Annotated in this window: 15 protein-coding genes; all 15 read left to right on the top strand. The window is 66.1% G+C overall.

Annotated features, from left to right (window positions below):
- The 15 genes from mraY to ILT44_RS04710 all read left to right on the top strand — a co-directional run bounded on the left by mraY (position 1) and on the right by ILT44_RS04710 (position 19,410).
- Positions 1 to 1,086: a phospho-N-acetylmuramoyl-pentapeptide-transferase gene (gene mraY, locus ILT44_RS04780; RefSeq protein ID WP_204238430.1), complete on the top strand. Its 1,086-nt coding sequence runs from the start codon at positions 1 to 3 to the stop codon at positions 1,084 to 1,086.
- 5 nt (positions 1,087 to 1,091) lie between these two features.
- Positions 1,092 to 2,483 (top strand): UDP-N-acetylmuramoyl-L-alanine--D-glutamate ligase, encoded by a 1,392-nt coding sequence (gene murD / locus ILT44_RS04775; protein ID WP_204238429.1) that lies wholly within the window; start codon positions 1,092 to 1,094, stop codon positions 2,481 to 2,483.
- A gap of 2 nt (positions 2,484 to 2,485) precedes the next feature.
- Positions 2,486 to 3,625, top strand: a complete 1,140-nt coding sequence (locus tag ILT44_RS04770) for an FtsW/RodA/SpoVE family cell cycle protein (RefSeq protein ID WP_204238428.1) — start codon at positions 2,486 to 2,488, stop codon at positions 3,623 to 3,625.
- Entirely contained in the window at positions 3,622 to 4,746 is a 1,125-nt protein-coding gene (gene murG / locus ILT44_RS04765) for an undecaprenyldiphospho-muramoylpentapeptide beta-N-acetylglucosaminyltransferase (RefSeq protein ID WP_239467904.1), read from the top strand. Before ILT44_RS04770 ends, murG begins: the two co-directional genes overlap by 4 nt.
- Positions 4,743 to 6,158 carry a UDP-N-acetylmuramate--L-alanine ligase gene (gene murC, locus ILT44_RS04760; RefSeq protein WP_204238426.1) on the top strand — a complete coding sequence of 472 codons (1,416 nt, stop codon included), beginning with the start codon at positions 4,743 to 4,745 and terminating at the stop codon, positions 6,156 to 6,158. Before murG ends, murC begins: the two co-directional genes overlap by 4 nt.
- Entirely contained in the window at positions 6,158 to 7,078 is a 921-nt protein-coding gene (gene murB / locus ILT44_RS04755; protein WP_204238425.1) for a UDP-N-acetylmuramate dehydrogenase, read from the top strand. The genes murC and murB overlap by 1 nt, the downstream gene beginning before the upstream one ends.
- 52 nt (positions 7,079 to 7,130) lie before the next feature.
- A complete protein-coding gene (locus ILT44_RS04750; protein ID WP_204238424.1) occupies positions 7,131 to 8,054 on the top strand; it encodes a D-alanine--D-alanine ligase in 924 nt (307 codons plus the stop codon).
- Positions 8,021 to 9,010 (top strand): cell division protein FtsQ/DivIB, encoded by a 990-nt coding sequence (locus ILT44_RS04745; protein WP_204238423.1) that lies wholly within the window; start codon positions 8,021 to 8,023, stop codon positions 9,008 to 9,010. Before ILT44_RS04750 ends, ILT44_RS04745 begins: the two co-directional genes overlap by 34 nt.
- The gene (gene ftsA / locus ILT44_RS04740; RefSeq protein ID WP_239467903.1) at positions 9,007 to 10,329 is read left to right on the top strand and encodes a cell division protein FtsA; all 1,323 of its coding nucleotides are present in this window, start codon (positions 9,007 to 9,009) and stop codon (positions 10,327 to 10,329) included. The genes ILT44_RS04745 and ftsA overlap by 4 nt, the downstream gene beginning before the upstream one ends.
- Positions 10,330 to 10,434: 105 nt before the next feature.
- Positions 10,435 to 12,141 carry a cell division protein FtsZ gene (ftsZ, locus tag ILT44_RS04735; RefSeq protein ID WP_204238421.1) on the top strand — a complete coding sequence of 569 codons (1,707 nt, stop codon included), beginning with the start codon at positions 10,435 to 10,437 and terminating at the stop codon, positions 12,139 to 12,141.
- A 286-nt stretch (positions 12,142 to 12,427) separates the two neighbouring features.
- Entirely contained in the window at positions 12,428 to 13,372 is a 945-nt protein-coding gene (lpxC, locus tag ILT44_RS04730) for a UDP-3-O-acyl-N-acetylglucosamine deacetylase (RefSeq protein ID WP_204238420.1), read from the top strand.
- Positions 13,373 to 13,565: 193 nt separating this feature from the next.
- A complete protein-coding gene (locus ILT44_RS04725; protein WP_204238419.1) occupies positions 13,566 to 14,462 on the top strand; it encodes an outer membrane protein assembly factor BamD in 897 nt (298 codons plus the stop codon).
- A gap of 12 nt (positions 14,463 to 14,474) precedes the next feature.
- Positions 14,475 to 16,151 carry a DNA repair protein RecN gene (gene recN / locus ILT44_RS04720; RefSeq protein ID WP_204238418.1) on the top strand — a complete coding sequence of 559 codons (1,677 nt, stop codon included), beginning with the start codon at positions 14,475 to 14,477 and terminating at the stop codon, positions 16,149 to 16,151.
- Positions 16,152 to 16,565: 414 nt separating this feature from the next.
- Complete coding sequence (hemA, locus tag ILT44_RS04715) at positions 16,566 to 17,846, top strand: 5-aminolevulinate synthase (protein ID WP_307826323.1); 1,281 nt, start codon at positions 16,566 to 16,568, stop codon at positions 17,844 to 17,846.
- A gap of 130 nt (positions 17,847 to 17,976) precedes the next feature.
- A complete protein-coding gene (locus tag ILT44_RS04710; RefSeq protein WP_204238417.1) occupies positions 17,977 to 19,410 on the top strand; it encodes a M20/M25/M40 family metallo-hydrolase in 1,434 nt (477 codons plus the stop codon).
- Positions 19,411 to 20,241 lie beyond the last annotated feature (831 nt).

The following is a 20,241-nucleotide window of genomic DNA, read 5'->3' as shown; positions in this document are numbered from 1 at the left end:
ATGTTAACCTGGTTGGCTGAGCTCAGCCCCTATTTCAGCCCCCTCAATATCTTCCGCTACATCACGTTCCGCACCGGCGGCGCGACGGCGACAGGCTTGCTGATCGTCTTCCTGTTCGGCCCGTGGATGATTTCGCTCCTGCGCCTGCGCCAGGGCAAGGGGCAGCCGATCCGCGAGGACGGGCCGCAATCGCACCTGCTGACGAAGCGTGGCACGCCGACCATGGGCGGCCTCATGATCATGGCGGGCGTGCTGATCTCGACCTTGCTCTGGGCAAACCTTGAAAACCACTATGTCTGGATCGTCCTGTTCGTCACCGTGGGTTTCGGCGCCATCGGCTTCTACGACGATTACCTCAAGGTGACGAAGCAGTCGCACAAGGGCTTTTCCGGTCGCTCGCGCCTTGCCATCGAGGCTCTGATCGCAATCGTCGCATGCCTCGCTATTTCCTACATGGCGACCCCCGGCCTCGCCAACAAGCTGGCGCTGCCTTTCTCGAAGGATCTGATCTTCAATCTCGGCTGGTTCTACATCGTGTTCGCCGCGTTCGTGATCGTTGGCGCCGGTAATGCGGTGAACATCACGGATGGCCTCGATGGCTTGGCCATCGTGCCGGTGATGATCGCGGCCGGCACCTTCGGCTTCATCGCTTATCTCGCCGGAAACGCGGTATTCTCCAACTACCTGCAGATCCATTTCGTGCCTGGCACCGGTGAGCTTGCGGTGATCTGCGGCGCACTGATCGGGGCCGGCATCGGCTTCCTCTGGTTCAACGCGCCTCCGGCCCAGATCTTCATGGGCGACACCGGCTCGCTGGCTCTCGGCGGGCTTCTCGGCACGATTGCGGTTGCCGCCAAGCACGAGATCGTTCTCGCCATCGTCGGCGGCCTGTTCGTGCTGGAGATCATGTCCGTGATCATCCAGGTCGCCTCGTTCAAGCTCACCGGCAAGCGCGTCTTCAAGATGGCGCCGATCCACCACCATTTCGAGCAATTGGGCTGGACCGAGCCGCAGGTGGTGATCCGGTTCTGGATCATCGCGGTGGTGCTGGCCCTGGTCGGCCTGTCGACTCTCAAGCTGCGGTAATGCGCATGACGCCCGTCACCACCTTCGCAGGCAAGACAGTCGCTCTCTTCGGCCTCGGCGGATCGGGGCTGGCGACGGCGCTTGCCCTGAAGGAGGGCGGGGCGCATGTGGTCGCCTGCGACGACAATCCAGCGAAGATGGCGGAAGCCAATGCCAAAGGCATCGAGACCGCCGACCTGCGTCAGGCCGACTGGTCAAAGGTCTCGTCCTTCATCCTCTCGCCCGGCGTGCCGCTCACCCATCCTGAGCCGCATTGGTCGGCGAAGCTCGCCCGGCAAGCCGGCGTCGAGATCATCGGCGATATCGAGCTGTTCTGCCGCGAGCGGGCGAAGATTGCGCCGAACGCGCCCTTCGTCGCCATCACCGGCACCAACGGCAAGTCCACCACGACGGCTCTCATCGCCCATATCCTGCGCGAGGCCGGCCGCGACGTGCAGATGGGCGGCAACATCGGCACCGCGATCCTCTCGCTGGCCCCCCCGTCCGACGGCCGCATCCACGTGATCGAGTGCTCCTCGTTCCAGATCGACCTCGCGCCCTCGCTCGCACCCACCATCGGCGTCCACCTCAATCTCTCGCCGGATCACATCGACCGCCACGGTACGATGGAACTCTATGCGGCGATCAAGGAGCGGCTTGTGGCGAAGGCCGGCCTTGCGGTCATCGGTGTCGATGATCCGATGAGCCGTGCCATCGCCGAGGCCTGCGAGGCCAAGGGCGTGAATGTTGCCCGAATCTCGATCGAGCCTCTTGGCGTGAAGGGCGTGTTTGCGGATGGCGAAACGCTTGTCGGTGTGACGGGAGCCGATGCCGCTCCGATCGCCAGCCTGTCGGGGATTGGGACGCTGCGCGGCGCTCACAATGCACAGAACGCCGCTGCGGCTGTCGCCATCGCTCTGGCCTTGAACGTTTCCCCTGAAGAGATCCGCTCCGGCCTCCACACTTTCCCAGGCCTGCCGCATCGTATGGAAGAGGTTGGTCGCATTCGATCGACCCTCTTCATTAACGATTCCAAAGCCACCAACGCGGACTCCACCGAGAAGGCGCTGAAATCCTTCGATGGCATCTTCTGGATCCTCGGCGGCAAGGCGAAGGAAGGTGGCATCGAGCCGCTCGCCTCCTATTTCCCGAAGATCCGCAAAGCCTATCTCATCGGCGCGGCATCCGACGAGTTTGCAAAGACGCTTGGAGCCGATGTTCCGCATATCCATTGCGGCACCCTCGACAAGGCCGTGGCGCAGGCGGCATCCGATGCGCAGGCGCTCGGCGGCTCGGCTGTCGTGCTGCTGTCGCCGGCCTGCGCGTCCTACGATCAGTTTCCGAATTACGAAGTACGCGGAAACCATTTCCGCGATCTGGTCCGGGCCTTACCCGGCATCGAAGCCAAGGGGGCTTGAAGATGGTGTCACGCGCGGAACGCTCGGCTTTCGGCGATTGGTGGTGGACGGTCGACCGTCTGCTGCTCGCAGGTCTCGCCATTCTTATGCTGGCCGGCCTCGTCTTCCTCATGGCCGGCGGCCCGCCTGTCGCGGAGCGGCTCGGCCTGTCGACCTTCCACTTCGTGAACCGGCAGGTGATGTTCCTCATCCCGGCGCTCGCCATCATGCTCACGGTCTCGTTCCTGTCGCTGCGCCACCTGCGGCGTCTCGCTCTGCTGGTCTATGCATTGGGCATGGTGATGATCCTGCTGGCGTTCCAGTATGGACCTGAGATCAAGGGCGCCCATCGCTGGATCATGATCGGGCCGCTCGGCCTTCAGCCGTCGGAATTCGTGAAGCCCGCCTTCGTGGTGCTCTCCGCCTGGGCCTTCTCGGAGGGCGCGCGGCGCAAGGACGTGCCGGGCACGCTCCTGGCCTTCCTGATTCTGCCCGCCACCATCATCCCGCTCATCCTCCAGCCCGATTTCGGACAGACCATGCTCGTCACCATCGTCTGGTGCGGCCTGTTCTTCGTCGCCGGCCTGCACTGGTTCTGGGTCATGGGCCTCGGCGGCGCCGGCCTCGTGGGCATCGTGGCCGCTTATGAGTTCCTGCCGCACGTGCGCGCCCGCATCGAGCGCTTCCTCGACAAGGATTCCGGCGACACCTTCCAGGTCGACACGGCCATGGAATCCTTCTCCCGCGGCGGCTGGCTCGGGCGCGGTCCGGGCGAGGGCTCGGTCAAGCGCATCCTGCCCGACGCGCATACGGACTTCATCTTCGCCGTCACGGCGGAGGAGTTCGGCATCGTCGTGTGCATCGCGCTGCTCATGGTCTTCGCCTTCATCGTGCTGCGCGGCCTCACGCTCGCCCGCCGCAACGAGGATCCCTTCTGCCGTCTCGCGGCCACGGGCCTCCTCTTCATGTTCGGCCTGCAGGCCTGCATCAACATGATGGTGAACGTGCACCTCATGCCCGCCAAGGGCATGACGCTGCCCTTCATCTCCTATGGCGGCTCCTCGCTGCTGTCGCTGGCACTCGGCATGGGCTTCCTCATCGCGCTCACGCGGCGCCGCCCGCGCGCCGAGATGATGGACCATTTCGGCCAGGACCGGGCTTGAGGATGAACGCTCCTCTCATCCTCCTGACCGCCGGCGGCACTGGCGGTCATCTCTTTCCGGCCGAAGCGCTCGCCAATGCCCTGAAGGCGTCCGGCGCGAGGGTGGCGCTCGCCACCGACAAGCGCGCCAATGCCTATGCGGGCTCGTTCCCGGCCGATGAGATCGTCGAGATTCCCTCCGCCACGCCGTCGGGCCGCTCCATCCCGCAGATGGCGAAGGCGGCGCTGATGCTGGGGCGGGGAACGCTGCAATCGCTGGCCGTGATCCGTCGGTTCAGGCCCGCCGTGGTCGTGGGCTTCGGCGGCTACCCGACCGTGCCGCCGGTGATCGCCGCTTCGCTCCTCAAGGTGCCGACCGTGATCCACGAGGCGAACGGCGTGATGGGGCGGGCCAACCGCCTGCTCGCCCGCCGCGCCACCGTGATCGCCACCGGGTTCGCCAGCATCAAGGGCATTCCCGCCAACGTGCCGGGCAAGGTCGTCCACACCGGCAACCCGATCCGCCCCGCGGTGCTGGAGGCGGCCAGGCAGCCCTATGCTCCGCTGGACACCGACGGGAAGCTCCGTCTCCTCGTGGTCGGCGGCAGCCAGGGCGCCCGGGTCATGAGCGACGTGGTGCCCCCCGCCATCGAGCGGCTGCCGGCGGAGCTGCGGGCCCGCATCGCCGTCACGCAGCAGGCGAGGGGCGAGGATCTGGAGCGGGTGCGGGCCCATTACCAGCGGCTGGATGTGGAATTCGAGGCCGAGCCTTTCTTCAAGGACCTGCCGCGCCGCCTCGGCAACGCCCATCTCGTGGTCTCCCGCTCCGGCGCCTCGACGGTGGCGGAACTGGCCGTGATCGGCCGTCCCTCGATCCTCGTGCCCCTGCCGGGATCCCTCGATCAGGACCAGGCGGCCAACGCCAAGACCCTCGGAGATCTAGGCGCCGCCATCGTTTGTCCGCAATCGGACTTCACCCCTGAGCGGCTGGCAAACGAGATTCAGGTCTTTTTTCAAGAGCCTGACCGCTTGACCAAAGCCTCGGCCGCCGCACATAGCGCCAGCATCACGGATGCGGCGGAGCGCCTGGCTCAAGCCGTCCTCACCCTCATTCCAGCGAATCATAACGGAAAAAACCCATGAAACTGCCGCCGAAGCTTGGACCCATTCACTTCATCGGCATCGGCGGCATCGGCATGTCGGGCATCGCCGAGGTCATGCACAACCTGGGCTACACGGTGCAGGGCTCGGACGCCGCCGACAATTACAACGTCAAGCGCCTCAACGACAAAGGCATCAAGACCTTTATCGGCCACAAGGCCGAGAACGTGGACGATGCCGAGATCGTGGTGGTCTCCACCGCGATCAAGCGCGACAATCCCGAGCTCGTCGTCGCCCGCGAGAAGCGCCTGCCCGTGGTGCGCCGCGCCGAGATGCTGGCCGAGCTCATGCGCTTCAAGTCCTGCGTGGCGGTGGCCGGCACTCACGGCAAGACCACCACGACCTCTCTCGTCGCCACGCTGCTGGATGCTGGCGGCCTCGACCCGACAGTGATCAACGGCGGCATCATCAATGCCTATGGCACTAATGCGCGCATGGGCGACGGCCAGTGGATGGTGGTGGAGGCGGACGAATCCGATGGCACTTTCCTGAAGCTCCCGGCCGATGTCGCCATCGTCACCAACATCGACGCCGAGCATCTCGACCATTTCGGCACCTTCGACGCGATCAAGGATTCCTTCCATTCCTTCATCAACTCGATCCCGTTCTACGGCTTCGCGGTGATGTGCATCGACCATCCGACCGTGCAGGATCTCGTGGGCCGCATCGAGGACCGGCGCATCATCACCTACGGCGAGAACCCGCAGGCGGACGTGCGCCTGATGGACGTGGATTCCCGCGGCGGCAAGAACCGCTTTCGCGTCATGATCCGCGACCGCCGCCCCGGCTTCCGCCTCGAGCTGGAAGATCTCGTCCTGCCGATGCCGGGCGCGCATAATGCGCTCAACGCAACGGCCGCCATTGCGGTGGCGCACGAACTCGGTGTCTCGCCCGATGCGATCCGCAAGGCGCTCGCCGGCTTCGGCGGCGTGAAGCGCCGCTTCACCCGCACAGGCGAGTGGAACGGCGTCACCGTGTTCGACGATTACGGCCACCATCCCATCGAGATCGCGGCGGTGCTCAAGGCCGCCCGCGCCTCCACGGACGGGCAGGTCATCGCCGTGGTGCAGCCGCACCGCTATTCGCGCCTGTCGTCCCTGTTCGATCAGTTCTGCACCTGCTTCAACGATGCGGATGCGGTCATCGTCGCGCCGGTCTATGCGGCAGGCGAGCAGCCGATCCCGGGCGCCGACCGCGACGGCTTGGTGTCGGGTCTCAAGGCACGCGGCCATCGCAACGTGATGGCGCTTGAAAAGTCCGAAGAGCTCGCCGGCCTCGTCAAGGGCGTGGCGAAGCCGGGCGACTACGTGATCTGCCTCGGCGCCGGCAACATCACCCAGTGGGCTTATGCGCTTCCGACGGAGCTTGAGGCCTTGGGCGAGAAGGCGGCGTGATGTTTGCAGACATCGTACCCGATCTGAAGGCCGGCATGCCCGAATTGCGGGGCAAGCTGGAGGCCAATGCGTCGACAGCGCCCCTGTCCTGGTTCCGCACGGGCGGGCCGGCGCAGGTGCTGTTCACGCCAGTGGATGCGGACGATCTCGCCTATTTCCTGCAGAGACTGGACCGCAGCGTTTCGGTTCTCGTCGTGGGCTTAGGCTCCAACCTGCTCATCCGCGACGGCGGCTGGGAAGGCGTGGTGATTCGCCTCGGCAAAGGCTTTTCCGAAATGTCGGTGGAGGCGGGGCACCGCATCCGCGCCGGCGCCGGAGCTCCCGACGTGAAGGTGGCGCGCGCGGCAGCCGAGGCCGGCATCGCCGGTCTGTCCTTCCTGCGCGGCATTCCAGGCACCATCGGCGGGGCGCTGCGCATGAACGGCGGCGCCTATGGCGGCGAGACCAAGGATGTGCTCGTCGAGGCCAGGGGCGTCATGCGCACTGGAGAGGCGGTGAGCTTCACCAACGCGCAGATGGGCTTCACCTACCGCCACTCGAGCGTGCCCGACGACGTGATCTTCACCGAGGCGCTGTTCGAGGGCCGTGCGGGCAACCCGGAAGAGATCCTCGCCGAGATGAACGCGATCACCGAGGCGCGCTCCTCGACCCAGCCGGTCAACACCCGCACGGGCGGCTCCACCTTCAAGAACCCGCCGGGCCGGAAGGCCTGGGAGCTGGTCGATGCCGCAGGGTGCCGGGGGCTGCGTGTGGGCGATGCCCAGGTCTCCGAGATGCACTGCAATTTCCTGATCAACCATGGCTCCGCCTCCGCCGCCGACATCGAAGGCCTGGGGGAAGAGGTTCGCCGCCGCGTCCGCGAGATGTCGGGCGTGGAGCTCGAATGGGAGATCAAGCGGGTCGGGTTGCCTAAGGCCTGATTCGAATCACTTAACGATCCCGGCTTGCCGGGTTGCATCACAGGAGAGACCCATGGCGAAGCACGTTGCCATCCTCTATGGCGGCTGGTCGGCGGAGCGCGAGGTCAGCCTGGCGTCGGGCCGGGCTTGCTGCAAGGCTCTGGAAGAGCAGGGCTACAAGGTCACCCCCATCGACGTGCAGCCCGATATCGCCACCGTTCTCCAGGCCGTCGCCCCGGACGTGGTCTTCAACGCGCTCCATGGGCGCGTGGGCGAGGACGGGACCATCCAGGGTCTGCTCGAGCTGTTAAGAATCCCCTACACCCATTCCGGTGTCCTCGCCTCGGCGCTCGCCATGCAGAAGGACAAGGCCAAAATCGTCATGGCGGCGGCAGGCGTGCCGGTCCCCAAGGGACAGGTCGTTAACCGCATGGAAGCGGCAAAGAGCCACGTGCTTCCGGCGCCCTATGTGGTCAAGCCGGTGAGCGAAGGATCCTCGGTCGGCGTCATCATCGTCCGCGAGGACCGCTCCCATCCGCCGCAGGAACTGCTGCGGGACGACTGGGCCTTCGGCGACCAAGTCCTTGTGGAATCATATGTTGCGGGCCGGGAGCTCACCTGCGCGGTCATGGGCGACAGGGCGCTCGGGGTCATCGATATCCGGCCCGCCACGGGGGTCTTCTACGATTACGATGCGAAATATGCGAAGGGGGGCTCCATTCACGTCCTCCCGGCAGAAATTAAACCGAATATTTACCAAAAGGTCCAAGAGTTGGCGTTAACGGCGCATCAAGCGCTCGGCTGTCGGGGAATCAGCCGCGCCGACTTACGGTACGACGACACGCCCGGAGGAACCGGGGAACTCGTTGTTCTTGAGGTCAACACGCAACCCGGCATGACCGAGACGAGCTTGGTGCCAGAACTGGCAGCCCATGCGGGCTATACATTTGGCGAGCTTGTGAAATGGATGGTGGAGGACGCTACCTGCAACCGATGACGGCCTACCCGGCCGGAATCGCCGTTGCACGCGCCGCCTCCGGAGGCCGGAGGCCCGATTCGTCCTCGTTCAAGCAGCCCTCGCGAATCAAGAAGCTGTTCGGCTCCTCGCGCAGCGTACGCCGCCGCTCCGCCGGCGCTCCCCTCGAGCAGCGCCTTCCGCGCTTCCTCGGGACGGGCCTGGCGCTCGGCTTCTTCAGCGTCGTCATCGGCTTCGGCCTCTGGCAGGGCGGCCACATCGACGGCTTCATCCGCGAATATGGCGAGCCCCATCATGCGCTCGCCCGCGCGGTCGGTCTCAGCCTCGATCAGGTGACGATCTCCGGAATTTCGCAGATGAGTGAGAACGAGGTTCTCGCTGCCGCCGGAATCAATGCGAAGCTGTCGCTGGCTTTCCTCGACGTGAACGATCTGCGCGAGCGCCTCGAGCGCGTGCCGATGATCAAGTCGGCGACCGTGCGCAAGCTCTATCCGAACGAACTCGTCATCACGCTCGCCGAGCGCGAGGCGCATGCCATCTGGCAGCACAACGGCGAACTCTTCGTCATCGCCGCCGACGGCACGGTCATCGACCTGATGCAGGACGAGCGCTACCTCAACCTGCCCTTCGTGGTGGGCGAGGGCGCCAACACCCGCAACAAGGATTACCTCGCGCTGCTCGAGGCGGCTGGCCCGCTTAAACAGCGCATTCGCGCCGGCACGCTCGTCGCAGGACGGCGCTGGACGCTGAAGATGGACAACGGCATGGACGTTCGCCTGCCGGAGATCGGAGCCGCCGATGCGCTGGCCCGTCTCGCGAAGCTCGAACACGAGCAGAAGATTCTGGAAAAGGACGTGCTGGCGGTCGATCTGCGTTTGGCGGATCGCGTCGTCGTCCGGTTGACGGAAGAGGCTGCCTTGGCCCGCGCCGAGGCGCTCAAGAAAAAACCAATGCGCGGCAAGGGGGTCGATACATGAGTCTCTCGGGTCACGGTTTGACACCTCGCTTGAAGCCGCTTTCCGCGCGCAAGAGTGCCATTCTCTCGGTGCTCGACGTCGGAACGAGCAAGGTCGTCTGCGTCGTGGCGGAATTGAAGCCGGCCGACGAGGTCGAGTCGCTGCGCAGCCGCACTCACGTGGCGCGCATCCTCGGCATCGGACACCAGCGTTCGATGGGCCTCAAAGGTGGCGTCGTCGTCGATCTGGAAGCGGCTGAATCGGCGATCCGTCAGGCGGTTCATGCCGCCGAGCGCATGGCGAAGGTCGAGATCCAGTCGGTGATTGTGAACCTCACCGGCGGACGCCTCGCCTCCGAGCATTTCGAGGCGCATGTTCCCGTGCGCGGCGCGGTGGGGGAAGGCGACGTGCATCGCGTTCTCGATGCGGCGTCGAGCTACGATCTGCGTCGCGGCCGCACGGTTCTTCATGCCCTGCCCACCGGCTTCTCGCTCGATGCGCAGAACCACATCGTCGATCCCGCCGGCATGATCGGCGAGCGGCTCGGCGCGGATCTGCATGTGGTCACGTCCGAGGCGGCCGCCGCGCGCAACCTGATGCTCGCGGTCGAACGCTGCCATCTCGGCGTCGAGGCGGTGATCGCCACACCTTATGCCGCGGGCCTCTCCGCGCTCGTCGACGACGAGGCCGACATGGGCTGCGCGGTCGTCGACATGGGCGGCGGCACCACGAGCGTCGGCATCTTCTCCAACGGGCATCTGGTGCATTCCGATGCCATCGCCGTCGGCGGTCATCACGTGACCATGGACATCGCGCGCGGTCTCACCACCCGCGTGTCCGCCGCCGAACGGCTCAAGACCTTCTACGGCTCCGCCATCGCTTCGAGCGCGGATGACCGGGACATGATCGCGGTGCCGCAGGTCGATGAGGACGAACGGGACGTTCCGAATCATCTGCCGAAATCGCACCTCGTTCGCATCATCAAGCCGCGGGTCGAGGAAGTTCTCGAACTCGTGCGCGACCGGTTGAAAGGTGCAGGCTTCGCGGCCCAGGCCGGACGACGTGTCGTGCTGACGGGCGGCGCAAGCCAGCTCGTCGGGCTGCCGGAAACGGCGCGCCGTATCTTGCAGGGTCAGGTTCGTGTCGGGCGTCCGCTCGGCATCAAGGGCCTGCCCGAAGCGGCGAAGGGCCCTGCCTTTTCGGCGGTGGTCGGCCTCCTGGTTTATCCGCAGGTGGCGCATATCGAGTATTTCGAGCCGCGGTCCAGCGGCTTGTTCCAGAGTACGGGAACCGACGGCTACTTCTCTCGGATGGGCCGGTGGATTCGCGACAGTTTCTAAGACGAGTAACGCGTTGGCGCGGCGGGCCATCGTGAAGAGTTCAAGTGAACAAAGGTCAGCGTCCGCCAAACGCTCATCACTATAAGGCCAGAAGAGGCACAGGTCATGGCTATCAATCAGCAAGCTCCGGACATCCGGGAACTCAGGCCGCATATCACGGTTTTCGGCGTCGGCGGTGCCGGCGGCAATGCCGTGAACAACATGATTGAATCCGGTCTGGAGGGTGTCGAGTTCGTCGTGTCGAACACCGACGCGCAGGCGCTGGCCTCCTCCAAGGCCCAGCGCGTAGTTCAAATGGGCATCCAGGTCACGGAAGGCCTCGGCGCCGGCTCGCAGCCGGAAGTCGGCCGCGCCGCTGCCGAGGAGGTGATGGACGAGATCCGCGACCAGCTCGCAGGCTCGCACATGGTGTTCATCACCGCCGGCATGGGCGGCGGCACCGGCACGGGCGCTGCCCCGGTCGTGGCGAGAGCTGCCCGTGAACTCGGTATACTGACGGTCGGCGTCGTGACGAAGCCGTTCCAGTTCGAGGGCGTTCGCCGCATGCGTCTGGCGGAAGCCGGCATCAACGAGCTGCAGCAGGCCGTCGACACGCTCATCGTGATCCCGAACCAGAACCTGTTCCGGGTCGCCACCGAGAAGACGACCTTCGCGGATGCCTTCGCCATGGCCGACCAGGTGCTCTATTCGGGCGTGGCCTGCATCACCGACCTCATGGTGAAGGAAGGCCTCATCAACCTCGACTTCGCCGACGTGCGCTCGGTCATGCGCGGCATGGGCAAGGCGATGATGGGCACCGGCGAAGCCTCCGGCGAGAAGCGCGCCATGCGCGCCGCTGAGGCCGCCATCGCCAACCCGCTCCTCGACGACGTGTCGATGAAGGGCGCGCGCGGCCTGCTGATCTCGATCACCGGCGGCAACGACCTCACCCTCTACGAGCTCGACGAGGCGGCCACCCGCATCCGCGAGGAAGTGGACCAGGATGCCAACATCATCCTCGGCGCCACCTTCGACGAGAGCCTGGAAGGCATCATCCGCGTCTCCGTCGTGGCGACCGGCATCGACCATGCGATCATGGAGAACGGAGGTGATCTCACCGCCACCGAGCAGCGCATCTCGGAAGTGGCCGAGCGCCTGCGGGCCGAGGCCCGGGCCCGGGCCACGACCACTCAGGCCACCCCGACCTTTCGCTCCGCCGCCACAGCCGAACCGGTGAAGGCGGCTCCGATCCTGACCCAGGGCTCGTCCGCTCTGGCTTCGGCCCCGGCTGCAGCTCCGCTCTCCGCGGCCCAGCCCATGGAGCCGGCTCCCCAGCCGGTCATCCGCGACGACGTGGTTCTGACCCCGGCCCAGCCTCGCCAGGCCGTTGCCTACGAGGCTCCGGCTCCTCAGGCTCCGGCCTATGAGGAGTCCATGGAGCAGGGTTCCTTCATCCCGCCGCAGGCCGAGCGGGCCATGCGACCGGCCCGGATGCCGCGGATCGACGAGCTGCCCATGCCGGGACAGGTTGCGCTGCGCGCCAGCCGCGGCGAGGAGACGGCCCAGGAGCACAAGCCGTCCCTGATCCAGCGCCTCGCGACCATCGGCTTCGGCCGCCGCGAGGAGCCGCAGCAGGCCCCGGCCGAGCCTCGCCAGGAGGCTCCGCGCCAGCCCATGTCCCCGGTCCATGCCGAGTATGCCCGCCGGCCGGCTCCGCCCCAGGCCCAACGTGCTCCGCAGCCGCAGATGGCGCCGCTGGCTCCGGCTCCCCGGGCCGCGTCGGAGGACGACCAGCTGGAGATCCCGGCCTTCCTCCGCCGCCAGGCCAACTGACCGGCAAGCCTGGCAGAAGTGTTACGAAAGGCCTCCAGCCGGGATGCGGCTGGAGGCCTTCTTCGTTAAAAAACTATTAACATCAGAGGGTTATGAGTTATCCCCTTTGTAACACACGGTAAGAAAGCGTGATTTGGCCTAGCCTGACGGCGGGACTAAGGTGCCTGCACATCAAAGGGGCAGCACTCAAAAGAAGCCTGCCGGTCGGAAGCACAACGCAATCAATGCATCTTCCCCGGCAAAACAGGCTCTGTGAGGCGACAAGGGTAGTTGAGGTCCAGGACTAATGAAGCAAAGCCAGCAAACCACGCTTCGCGCCGCCGTGACCCTCATTGGAACCGGAGTCCATTCCGGGGATGAAGTGAAGATGATCCTTCATCCGGCCGAAGCGAACCATGGCATTGCTTTCCTGCGCACGGGTCTTCCGGGTGGCCTGGACCGACTGATCGACGCTCGGCATCTGGCGGTGACCGCCACCGAGCTCTGCACGGTGATCGGCGACCGCGACTCAGGCGCGGTCGCCACCATCGAACACCTCATGGCGGCTCTGTCCGGTCTCGGCATCGACAATGTTCTCGTCGAGATCGACGGGCCGGAGGTTCCGATCCTCGACGGCAGCTCGGCCCCCTTCATCGATGCTATCGACCAGGTCGGCATCGCAGCCCAGGGCGTCACCCGCCGCTATCTCAAGGTTCTCAAGCCCGTCCGCGTCACGCAGGGCAGGGCCTTCGCCGAGCTTCTCCCGAACGAGCGCGCCTTCCGTCTCGACGTGGAGATCGACTTCCCCACCCCGGTGATCGGCCGTCAGCGCAAGGCTGTCGACCTGTCCCCCTCCGTCTTCCGCCGCGAGATCTCCCGCGCCCGCACCTTCGGCTTCATGCGCGACGTGGAGAAGCTCTGGAGCGCCGGCTTCGCCCTCGGCGCCTCGCTCGAGAACACGGTCGCCATCGGCGACGACGGCATCATGAACCCGGAAGGCCTGCGCTATGCGGACGAGTTCGTCCGGCACAAGCTTCTCGATGCGGTCGGCGACCTGTCCCTGGCCGGCCTGCCGCTGCTCGGCACCTACCGCTCCTATTGCGGCGGCCACCGCATGAACTTCTCGGTGCTGGAAGCCCTGTTCTCGCACCGCTCCAACTACGCCATCGTCGACGCCGCGCCCCGCCGCGAGACGGGCTATGCCGAGATCGGCAGCGCGGTCGCTTCCGTTTTCGCCCCGGAAGTGCACTGAAGCCCTCCCTCAAGGCGCCGCATCGGCACCGGCGGGATCGAGCGCCCATTGGCCGCATGAATTCATGCAGGCTTTCTTAATTCCTATTGGGTAAACCCTGTGCTATGGGCTTGGCTCTTCCCATCTGCTTGGGCTAAAGAAGGCTCGATGCATCGTTGAAACGTCGGGCACGGTTTTTGGAGGACCGCGAAGCATGTCATTCGCGAAGGCTTATTCAGGTATGAAAGGCGCGGCTGCCCGCGCCCTGATCCTTGGCGTCTGCGGCTTGGGGCTCGCCGGCTGCGAATCTCTCGATACGTTGAACCCCTTCAACAAGAGCGAAACCTACAAGCCCGAGATCGTGGCCAACCTTCCCGCCGAGGAGGTCTACAACGACGGTCTCGCCCGGGTGCAGAAGGGCGACTTCGACGGGGCGGTCAAGAAGTTCAGCAGCCTCGACAAGCAGTATCCGTACACGGATTGGGCCCGCAAGGGCCTGATCATGGAGGCCTACGCCAATTACGAGGGCGGCTTCTATGAGGAATCCATCACGGCGTCCAAGCGCTACCTCCAGAGCTATCCCAACACCTCTGACGCGGCCTATGCGCAGTATCTGATGGCGTCGTCCTATTACGACCAGATCCCGGACATCACCCGCGACCAGGAGAAGTCCGAGCGCGCCATCCTGGCGCTGCAGGAGCTCGTCCAGCGCTATCCGAGCTCCGAATACGTGGCGGACGCCAAGAAGAAGATCCAGGTCGCGAGCGACCAGCTTGCCGGCAAGGAGCTGGAGGTCGGCCGCTTCTACCTGCAGAAGCGCAACTATGCCGGCGCCATCAACCGCTTCCGCCAGGTTGTCTCGCGCTATCAGACGACCCGCCACGTGGAAGAGGCGCTCGAGCGCCTCACCGAGGCCTACATGGCCATGGGCATCGTGGGCGAGGCGCAGACCGCCGCCGCCGTTCTCGGCCACAACTTCCCTGACAGTCCTTGGTACAAGGACGCCCATGCCCTGCTGACCAAGGGCGGCGTGGAGCCGCGCGAGGACTCCCAGTCCTGGATCAGCAAGGCGTTCCGCGGCGTACCCCAGGTCAGTCAGCGTACGGGCTAAGCCTCACCATCCATGCTGATCCAGCTGGCGATTCGCGATATCGTCCTCATCGACAGGCTTGAGCTTCACTTCCATGAAGGGCTGAGCGTCCTCACGGGTGAGACCGGCGCTGGCAAGTCCATCCTGCTCGATGCCTTCGCCCTGGCCCTCGGCGGCCGAGGCGACGGCAGCCTCGTGCGCCATGGCGAGAACCAGGGCCAGGTCACGGCCGTCTTCGACTGCCCCATGGATCACCCGGCCCGCCGCATCGCGTCGGATGCCGATATCGACGTGGACGGCGACCTGATCCTGCGCCGGGTGCAGGTGGCGGACGGGCGCACCCGCGCCTTCGTCAACGACCAGCCGGTCAGCGTCCAGGTGCTCAAGGCCATCGGCGCGACCCTGGTCGAGATCCACGGGCAGCACGACGACCGCGCCCTGGTCGATCCCGTTTCCCACCGCGCCATCCTCGACGCCTTCGGGGGCCTGTCGTCAGAGGTCCAGACCGTCGCTGATGCCGCGCGAAAAGTGCGCGAGGCGCGCTCCGCCCTGCAGGATCACCGCAACCGCATCCAGAAGGCGCGCAAGGAGGCCGATTTCCTGCGCCATGCCGTCGAGGAGCTGACCAAGCTCAATCCGCAAGGAGGGGAGGAGGAGACCCTCGCCGAGCGTCGCGTGGTCATGATGCAGTCGGAGAAGGTCTCCCAGGACCTCAACGAGGCCTACGAGGCCGTGGCCGGCAACGCCTCGCCGGTGCCCGAACTCTCGGCCGCCGTGCGCAAGCTGGAGCGCCGCGGCGCCCAGGCGCCGGCTCTGGTCGATCCCAGCGTCAAGGCGCTCGATGCGGCGCTCGTGGCCATCGACGAGGCGCGCGCCGCGCTCGAAGATGCGATCCGCGCCACCGAATACGATCCCCGCGAGCTCGAGCAGACGGAGGAGCGCCTCTTTGCGCTCCGTGCCGCCGCCCGGAAATACAACGTGCCCGCCGACGAACTCGCCGCCCTGCGCCAGCGCTTCGAGGAGGATGTGGCCGCCATCGATGCGGGCGAGGAGAAGCTTGTCGGCCTCGAGGCTGTGCTGAAGGAGGCCGACGCAGCTTACGTGAAGGCCGCCAAGACGCTCTCCGCCGGCCGGAAGAAAGCGGCCCGGGCCCTCGATGCCGCCGTCCAGGCCGAGCTGCCGCCGCTCAAGCTGGAGCGTGCCCGCTTCATCACCGAGATCACCACCGACGAGGACAGCCGCGACCCCAGCGGCTTCGAGCGGGTCGAGTTCTGGGCCCAGACCAATCCCGGCACCCGCGCCGGGCCTCTCATGAGGGTAGCCTCGGGCGGCGAGCTTTCGCGCTTCATGCTGGCCCTGAAGGTGGTGCTGGCGGACAAGGGCTCGGCCCCGACCCTCGTCTTCGACGAAATCGATACCGGCGTCGGCGGGGCCGTGGCGGATGCCATCGGCCAGCGCCTCGCGCGCCTGGCCCGCAAGGTGCAGGTCATGGCCGTCACCCACGCGCCGCAGGTGGCCGCCAAGGCCGGAAGCCACTTCCTCATCGCCAAGGAAGGCGTGCGCGGCGGCGAGGACCGGGTCGCCACCCGGGTCATCCCGCTCGAAGCCACGCCGCGCCGCGAGGAGATCGCCCGCATGCTCGCCGGCGCGACCATCACCGAAGAAGCCCGCGCGGCCGCCGCGCGCCTGCTCGAAGCGGCGGCGCATTAGCGCACCGGACCCAAAGGTGGGATGCACTTTTGGGATTCATCCGATGCTCATTCCAAAAGGAGCGCGAAGACACCGGCGGGCTGCCGCCCGTCGCTCCATTACTCCCTACCGTCATGCCCCAGGTCGGACCTTCGTCGGCTGAGACCTCGGACCACAGTCCGAATTGAACGCTTTGCCGTCTCATTCACAATGACCTTGGGACAAGCATCCGGCTGACGACGCGTTGCAGCCGGCGGCGAACAGGGGGAGGCTGCAATGGTCATGGTGAGGCAGTGCCACAGCGATGCGCAATTTCCGCGATGCTGGGCGAAACTGACGGAAACCTATGGAGTGGACGGCAGATGTGAGACCGCGGCGGCCTTGCTGTCCCGCCCGGCCGCTCCCTTCAGGATCGCCAGGCAAGCGCCTGAACCGATCTGGAAGGCTGCTGCCACCAAGAACTACACTGGCTATTTCGAAGCCGCGATTGCACGGCTGAAGACGGAACGGCGCTATCGCTCCTTCGTCGATCTGGAACGCATCGCCGGGAGCTTCCCTTCGGCCATCTGGCACGCGCCGCAGGGGCCTCGCGAAGTGACCGTCTGGTGTTCCAACGATTATCTCGGCATGGGCCAGCATCCCGCTGTCATCGAGGCGATGACCAGCGCCGCAGCCCGCCATGGGACAGGCGCCGGCGGCACGCGCAACATCTCGGGCAACAGCCACCCGATCGTCGAGCTGGAGGCCGAGCTCGCCGACTTGCACGGCAAGGAGGCGGCGCTGGTCTTCACCTCGGGCTACGTGTCGAACCAGACCGGCATTGCCACGCTGGCCCGGCTGATCCCGAACTGCCTGATCCTGTCGGATGCGCTCAACCACAATTCGATGATCGAGGGCGTGCGCCAGTCCGGCTGCGACAAGGCGGTCTTCCGCCACAACGATCTCGAGCACCTGGAGGAGTTGTTGCAGGCGGCCGGCGAGAGGCCCAAGCTGATCGTGTTCGAGAGCGTCTATTCCATGGATGGCGACGTGGCGCCGATCCGCCAGATCTGCGACCTCGCCGAGCGCTACGGCGCCATGACCTATATCGACGAGGTCCATGCGGTCGGCATGTACGGGCCGCGTGGAGCAGGTCTTGCCGAGCGTCTCGGCGTGATGCACCGGATCGACGTGATCGAGGGCACGCTCGGCAAAGCCTTCGGGGTGATGGGCGGATACATTGCGGGTGCCGCGTCCGTCATCGATGCCGTGCGCAGCTATGCGCCGGGCTTCATCTTCAGCACGGCCCTGCCGCCGAGCGTGGCGGCCGCGGCAACAGCCTCCGTGCGCCACCTCAAGGCCTCGCGGATCGAGCGCCAGGGGCAGCAATGCCAGGTGGCTCAGGTTAAGGATGCGCTGATCCGCGCCGACCTGCCGTTGCTCGCCACGCCCACCCACATCGTGCCGGTGATGGTGGGGGATGCGCAAGCCTGCAAGGCCGCCTCAGACCGGCTCCTGGAGAAGCACGGCATCTACATCCAGCCGATCAACTATCCCACCGTGCCCCGCGGCACCGAGCGCCTGCGCATCACCCCAGGACCCCTGCACACCGGCGCCCATATCGAGGCGCTCGTGCAGGCTCTGGTCGAGACATGGAAGGCGCTCGACCTGCCGTTCAGCGGATTGGTGCTCGATGCCGACTCCCAGAGGCCGCCTGACCGAAGACTACAGGCGTGAGAGACTCGTGCGGCACTTCCTGGCGTCACGTCTGTGTGAGGGCAGGGGATGCATCCCTTGCCCTCACGAGGTGAAACCCGATCTCCTCTGAGCACACAAAGGGTTGTGCGGGAGACGGAGCGAGAGCCGCGTGTCACCTTTACCCCTGGGCGCCGGCTGCGCCGCCCTAGCCGCCATCGCGGTTCTTGCCACTGCCTCGCAGGCCGATGTGGGTCAGCCGGCACCTGCCGGTCAGACCGATCCGTTCCGCCACGTCCAGGCGCTGCAGGACATCGCGGCGGCGAACGGGGGCAACAGGGCGGCCGGCACGGCGGGCTATGACCGGTCCGCCGAATATGTGGCCGATCAGCTCCGCGCGGCCGGCTACACGGTGCGGTTCGAGGAATTCACCTTCCCGTTTTTCGACGAGCGCTCTCCGCCGGTTCTCGTCTCGGGCAGCGGGGAGCCCGAGCCGTTCACGTCCCCCCGGGAGGCGCTGCGCACCCTCATGAATTCCGGCTCCGGCGACGTGACGGCACCCGTGCATGCGGTGGATCTCGGCCTGGACAGCGCGCCTCTGCAGGCATCCACGAGCGGTTGCGAGCGCGAGGACTTTGCGGCCTTCACCCGAGGCAGCATCGCCTTGGTCAGACGGGGCACCTGCCCGTTCCAGGTCAAGGTCGAGCAGGCGCAGGCAGCCGGGGCGGCCGGCCTCATCATCATGAACCAGGGCACCGGAGACCAGACCGGGACCTTCGGCGGGCGCCTGACGACGCAGGCGTCGATCCCGGTTCTGGGCGTGACCACGGAGGTCGGGCGCCGGATTGCGGAGGCGGCCCGGGATTTCTCCCGCAGCCGGGTACGCCTGAAGATCGAGGCTCAGACCGGCACCCGCTCCACCCGGAATGTCCTTGCCGAGCGCGGCGAGACGAGCGGCTCCTTCGTCGTCGTGGGGGCTCATCTCGACAGCGTCACCGAGGGGCCGGGCATGAACGACAATGCCAGCGGCTCGGCCGCGATCCTGGAAACGGCCCTGCGCCTCGCAAAGGAGCCTGCGGCCGGCACGCCGATCCGCTTCGCCTTCTGGGGCGCGGAGGAGCGGGGCCTCGTCGGCTCGCGGCATCACCTTGATGCGCTCTCGGACGAGGAGCGCCGCCGGATCCGCTTCTACATCAATCTCGATATGGTCGGCTCCCCGAATTTCGGGCGCTTCATCCAGCTCTCGCAAACCGAACGGAGCGCCGAGACGGCCGGCATCATCCAGGCCTTCATCGACCACTTCGAGTCCCAAAACATTCCCGTGGAGGACCGGGCGCGCAACCAGCGCGGCTTCGGTTCGGACGACGCGGCTTTTGCTGCCAAGACCATCCCGACCCTCGGCCTGTTCACCGGCGCCGGCAACCCCAAGAGCGACGAGCACGCCACCCGGTTCGGAGGCCAGGCCGGGCAGCCCTACGATCCCTGCTATCACAAGGCCTGCGATGGCGCGGAGAACGTGGACAGGGCGGTGCTGGGGCAGATGACCGATGCGCTGACCCATGTGCTGCGGCAGGTCGGATCGCGACCGGTTCTGCCGGATCGGTAGTTGGGATGATCGACCGAGGGAACAGATGCCCTGGGTGTCATCCCCGACGGCCGCAAGGCCGGGAAGGGGATCCGGGATCGTGAGCAGGAGAAGGCGCGAACATTCCCTCCCCCCTGTGCGGGGGAGGGTGGCGAACGAAAGTGAGCCGGGAGAGGGGACATCATCGGTCTCGCACTGCCCCTCTCCCGACCCTCGCTGACGCGAGGGCCACCCTCTCCCGCTAAAGGGGAGAGGGCAGGTGGCGTGTTCTCATTTTGTTCTTGACAATCGTCCTAAGCTCGGCTATATCATTCCCTATCCCCGCCCTCGAGGGGCGCGCTCGCGAGGCGTCGCAAGAGTGGGGCAGGGAGCGGTCCCGCCGCAGGTCTCGCACGCCTGTGATCGCGGGTGGCCGATCCTGGCTTTAGATCCAGGTCCGCTGAAACAAACCGCGCGTGACGAGCAGTCCGGCTCTCACTTTCCAATCACACCATCGAGCCGGGCTGCCCGACGCGCCACCCTCGATCTCCCCGCAAGGCTCGCAGCTCAGGCTGCGGGCCCCAAGGCGCTGGTTCTTTGACAGACACAGCCGTCATCCCGGACGAAGCGCAGATCCGGGATCGCGGGACGAGTAAACCTCTGTCATCCCGGGGCTGCGCAGCAGAGCCCGGGATCCATAACCGCAACATTCACGGAGAACACACAGGCATTGCCGCTGCGCCTTTCCTCCAACTGTCGTGGTTCTGGATCCCCGCCTGCGCGGGGATGACAATGTCGAGGTTCCGGTGCTTGGTTCTGCCCGCGATCCCGGATCGGCGCTGCGCTCCGTCCGGGATGTCGGTGGATTTCGTG

The organism is Microvirga arvi (genome assembly GCF_016892765.1).
GTDB lineage: Bacteria > Pseudomonadota > Alphaproteobacteria > Rhizobiales > Beijerinckiaceae > Microvirga > Microvirga arvi.
This window is presented reverse-complemented; position numbering and strand designations above follow the sequence as displayed.

Coding starts and splice junctions, on each gene's coding strand:
- lpxC (WP_204238420.1), top strand. CDS start 12,428: ATGAAGCAAAGCCAGCAAACCACGCTTCGCGCCGCCGTGACCCTCATT.
- recN (WP_204238418.1), top strand. CDS start 14,475: ATGCTGATCCAGCTGGCGATTCGCGATATCGTCCTCATCGACAGGCTT.
- ILT44_RS04725 (WP_204238419.1), top strand. CDS start 13,566: ATGTCATTCGCGAAGGCTTATTCAGGTATGAAAGGCGCGGCTGCCCGC.
- ILT44_RS04770 (WP_204238428.1), top strand. CDS start 2,486: ATGGTGTCACGCGCGGAACGCTCGGCTTTCGGCGATTGGTGGTGGACG.
- ILT44_RS04750 (WP_204238424.1), top strand. CDS start 7,131: ATGGCGAAGCACGTTGCCATCCTCTATGGCGGCTGGTCGGCGGAGCGC.
- ILT44_RS04745 (WP_204238423.1), top strand. CDS start 8,021: ATGGATGGTGGAGGACGCTACCTGCAACCGATGACGGCCTACCCGGCC.
- ftsZ (WP_204238421.1), top strand. CDS start 10,435: ATGGCTATCAATCAGCAAGCTCCGGACATCCGGGAACTCAGGCCGCAT.
- ftsA (WP_239467903.1), top strand. CDS start 9,007: ATGAGTCTCTCGGGTCACGGTTTGACACCTCGCTTGAAGCCGCTTTCC.
- mraY (WP_204238430.1), top strand. CDS start 1: ATGTTAACCTGGTTGGCTGAGCTCAGCCCCTATTTCAGCCCCCTCAAT.
- murC (WP_204238426.1), top strand. CDS start 4,743: ATGAAACTGCCGCCGAAGCTTGGACCCATTCACTTCATCGGCATCGGC.
- murD (WP_204238429.1), top strand. CDS start 1,092: ATGACGCCCGTCACCACCTTCGCAGGCAAGACAGTCGCTCTCTTCGGC.
- murB (WP_204238425.1), top strand. CDS start 6,158: ATGTTTGCAGACATCGTACCCGATCTGAAGGCCGGCATGCCCGAATTG.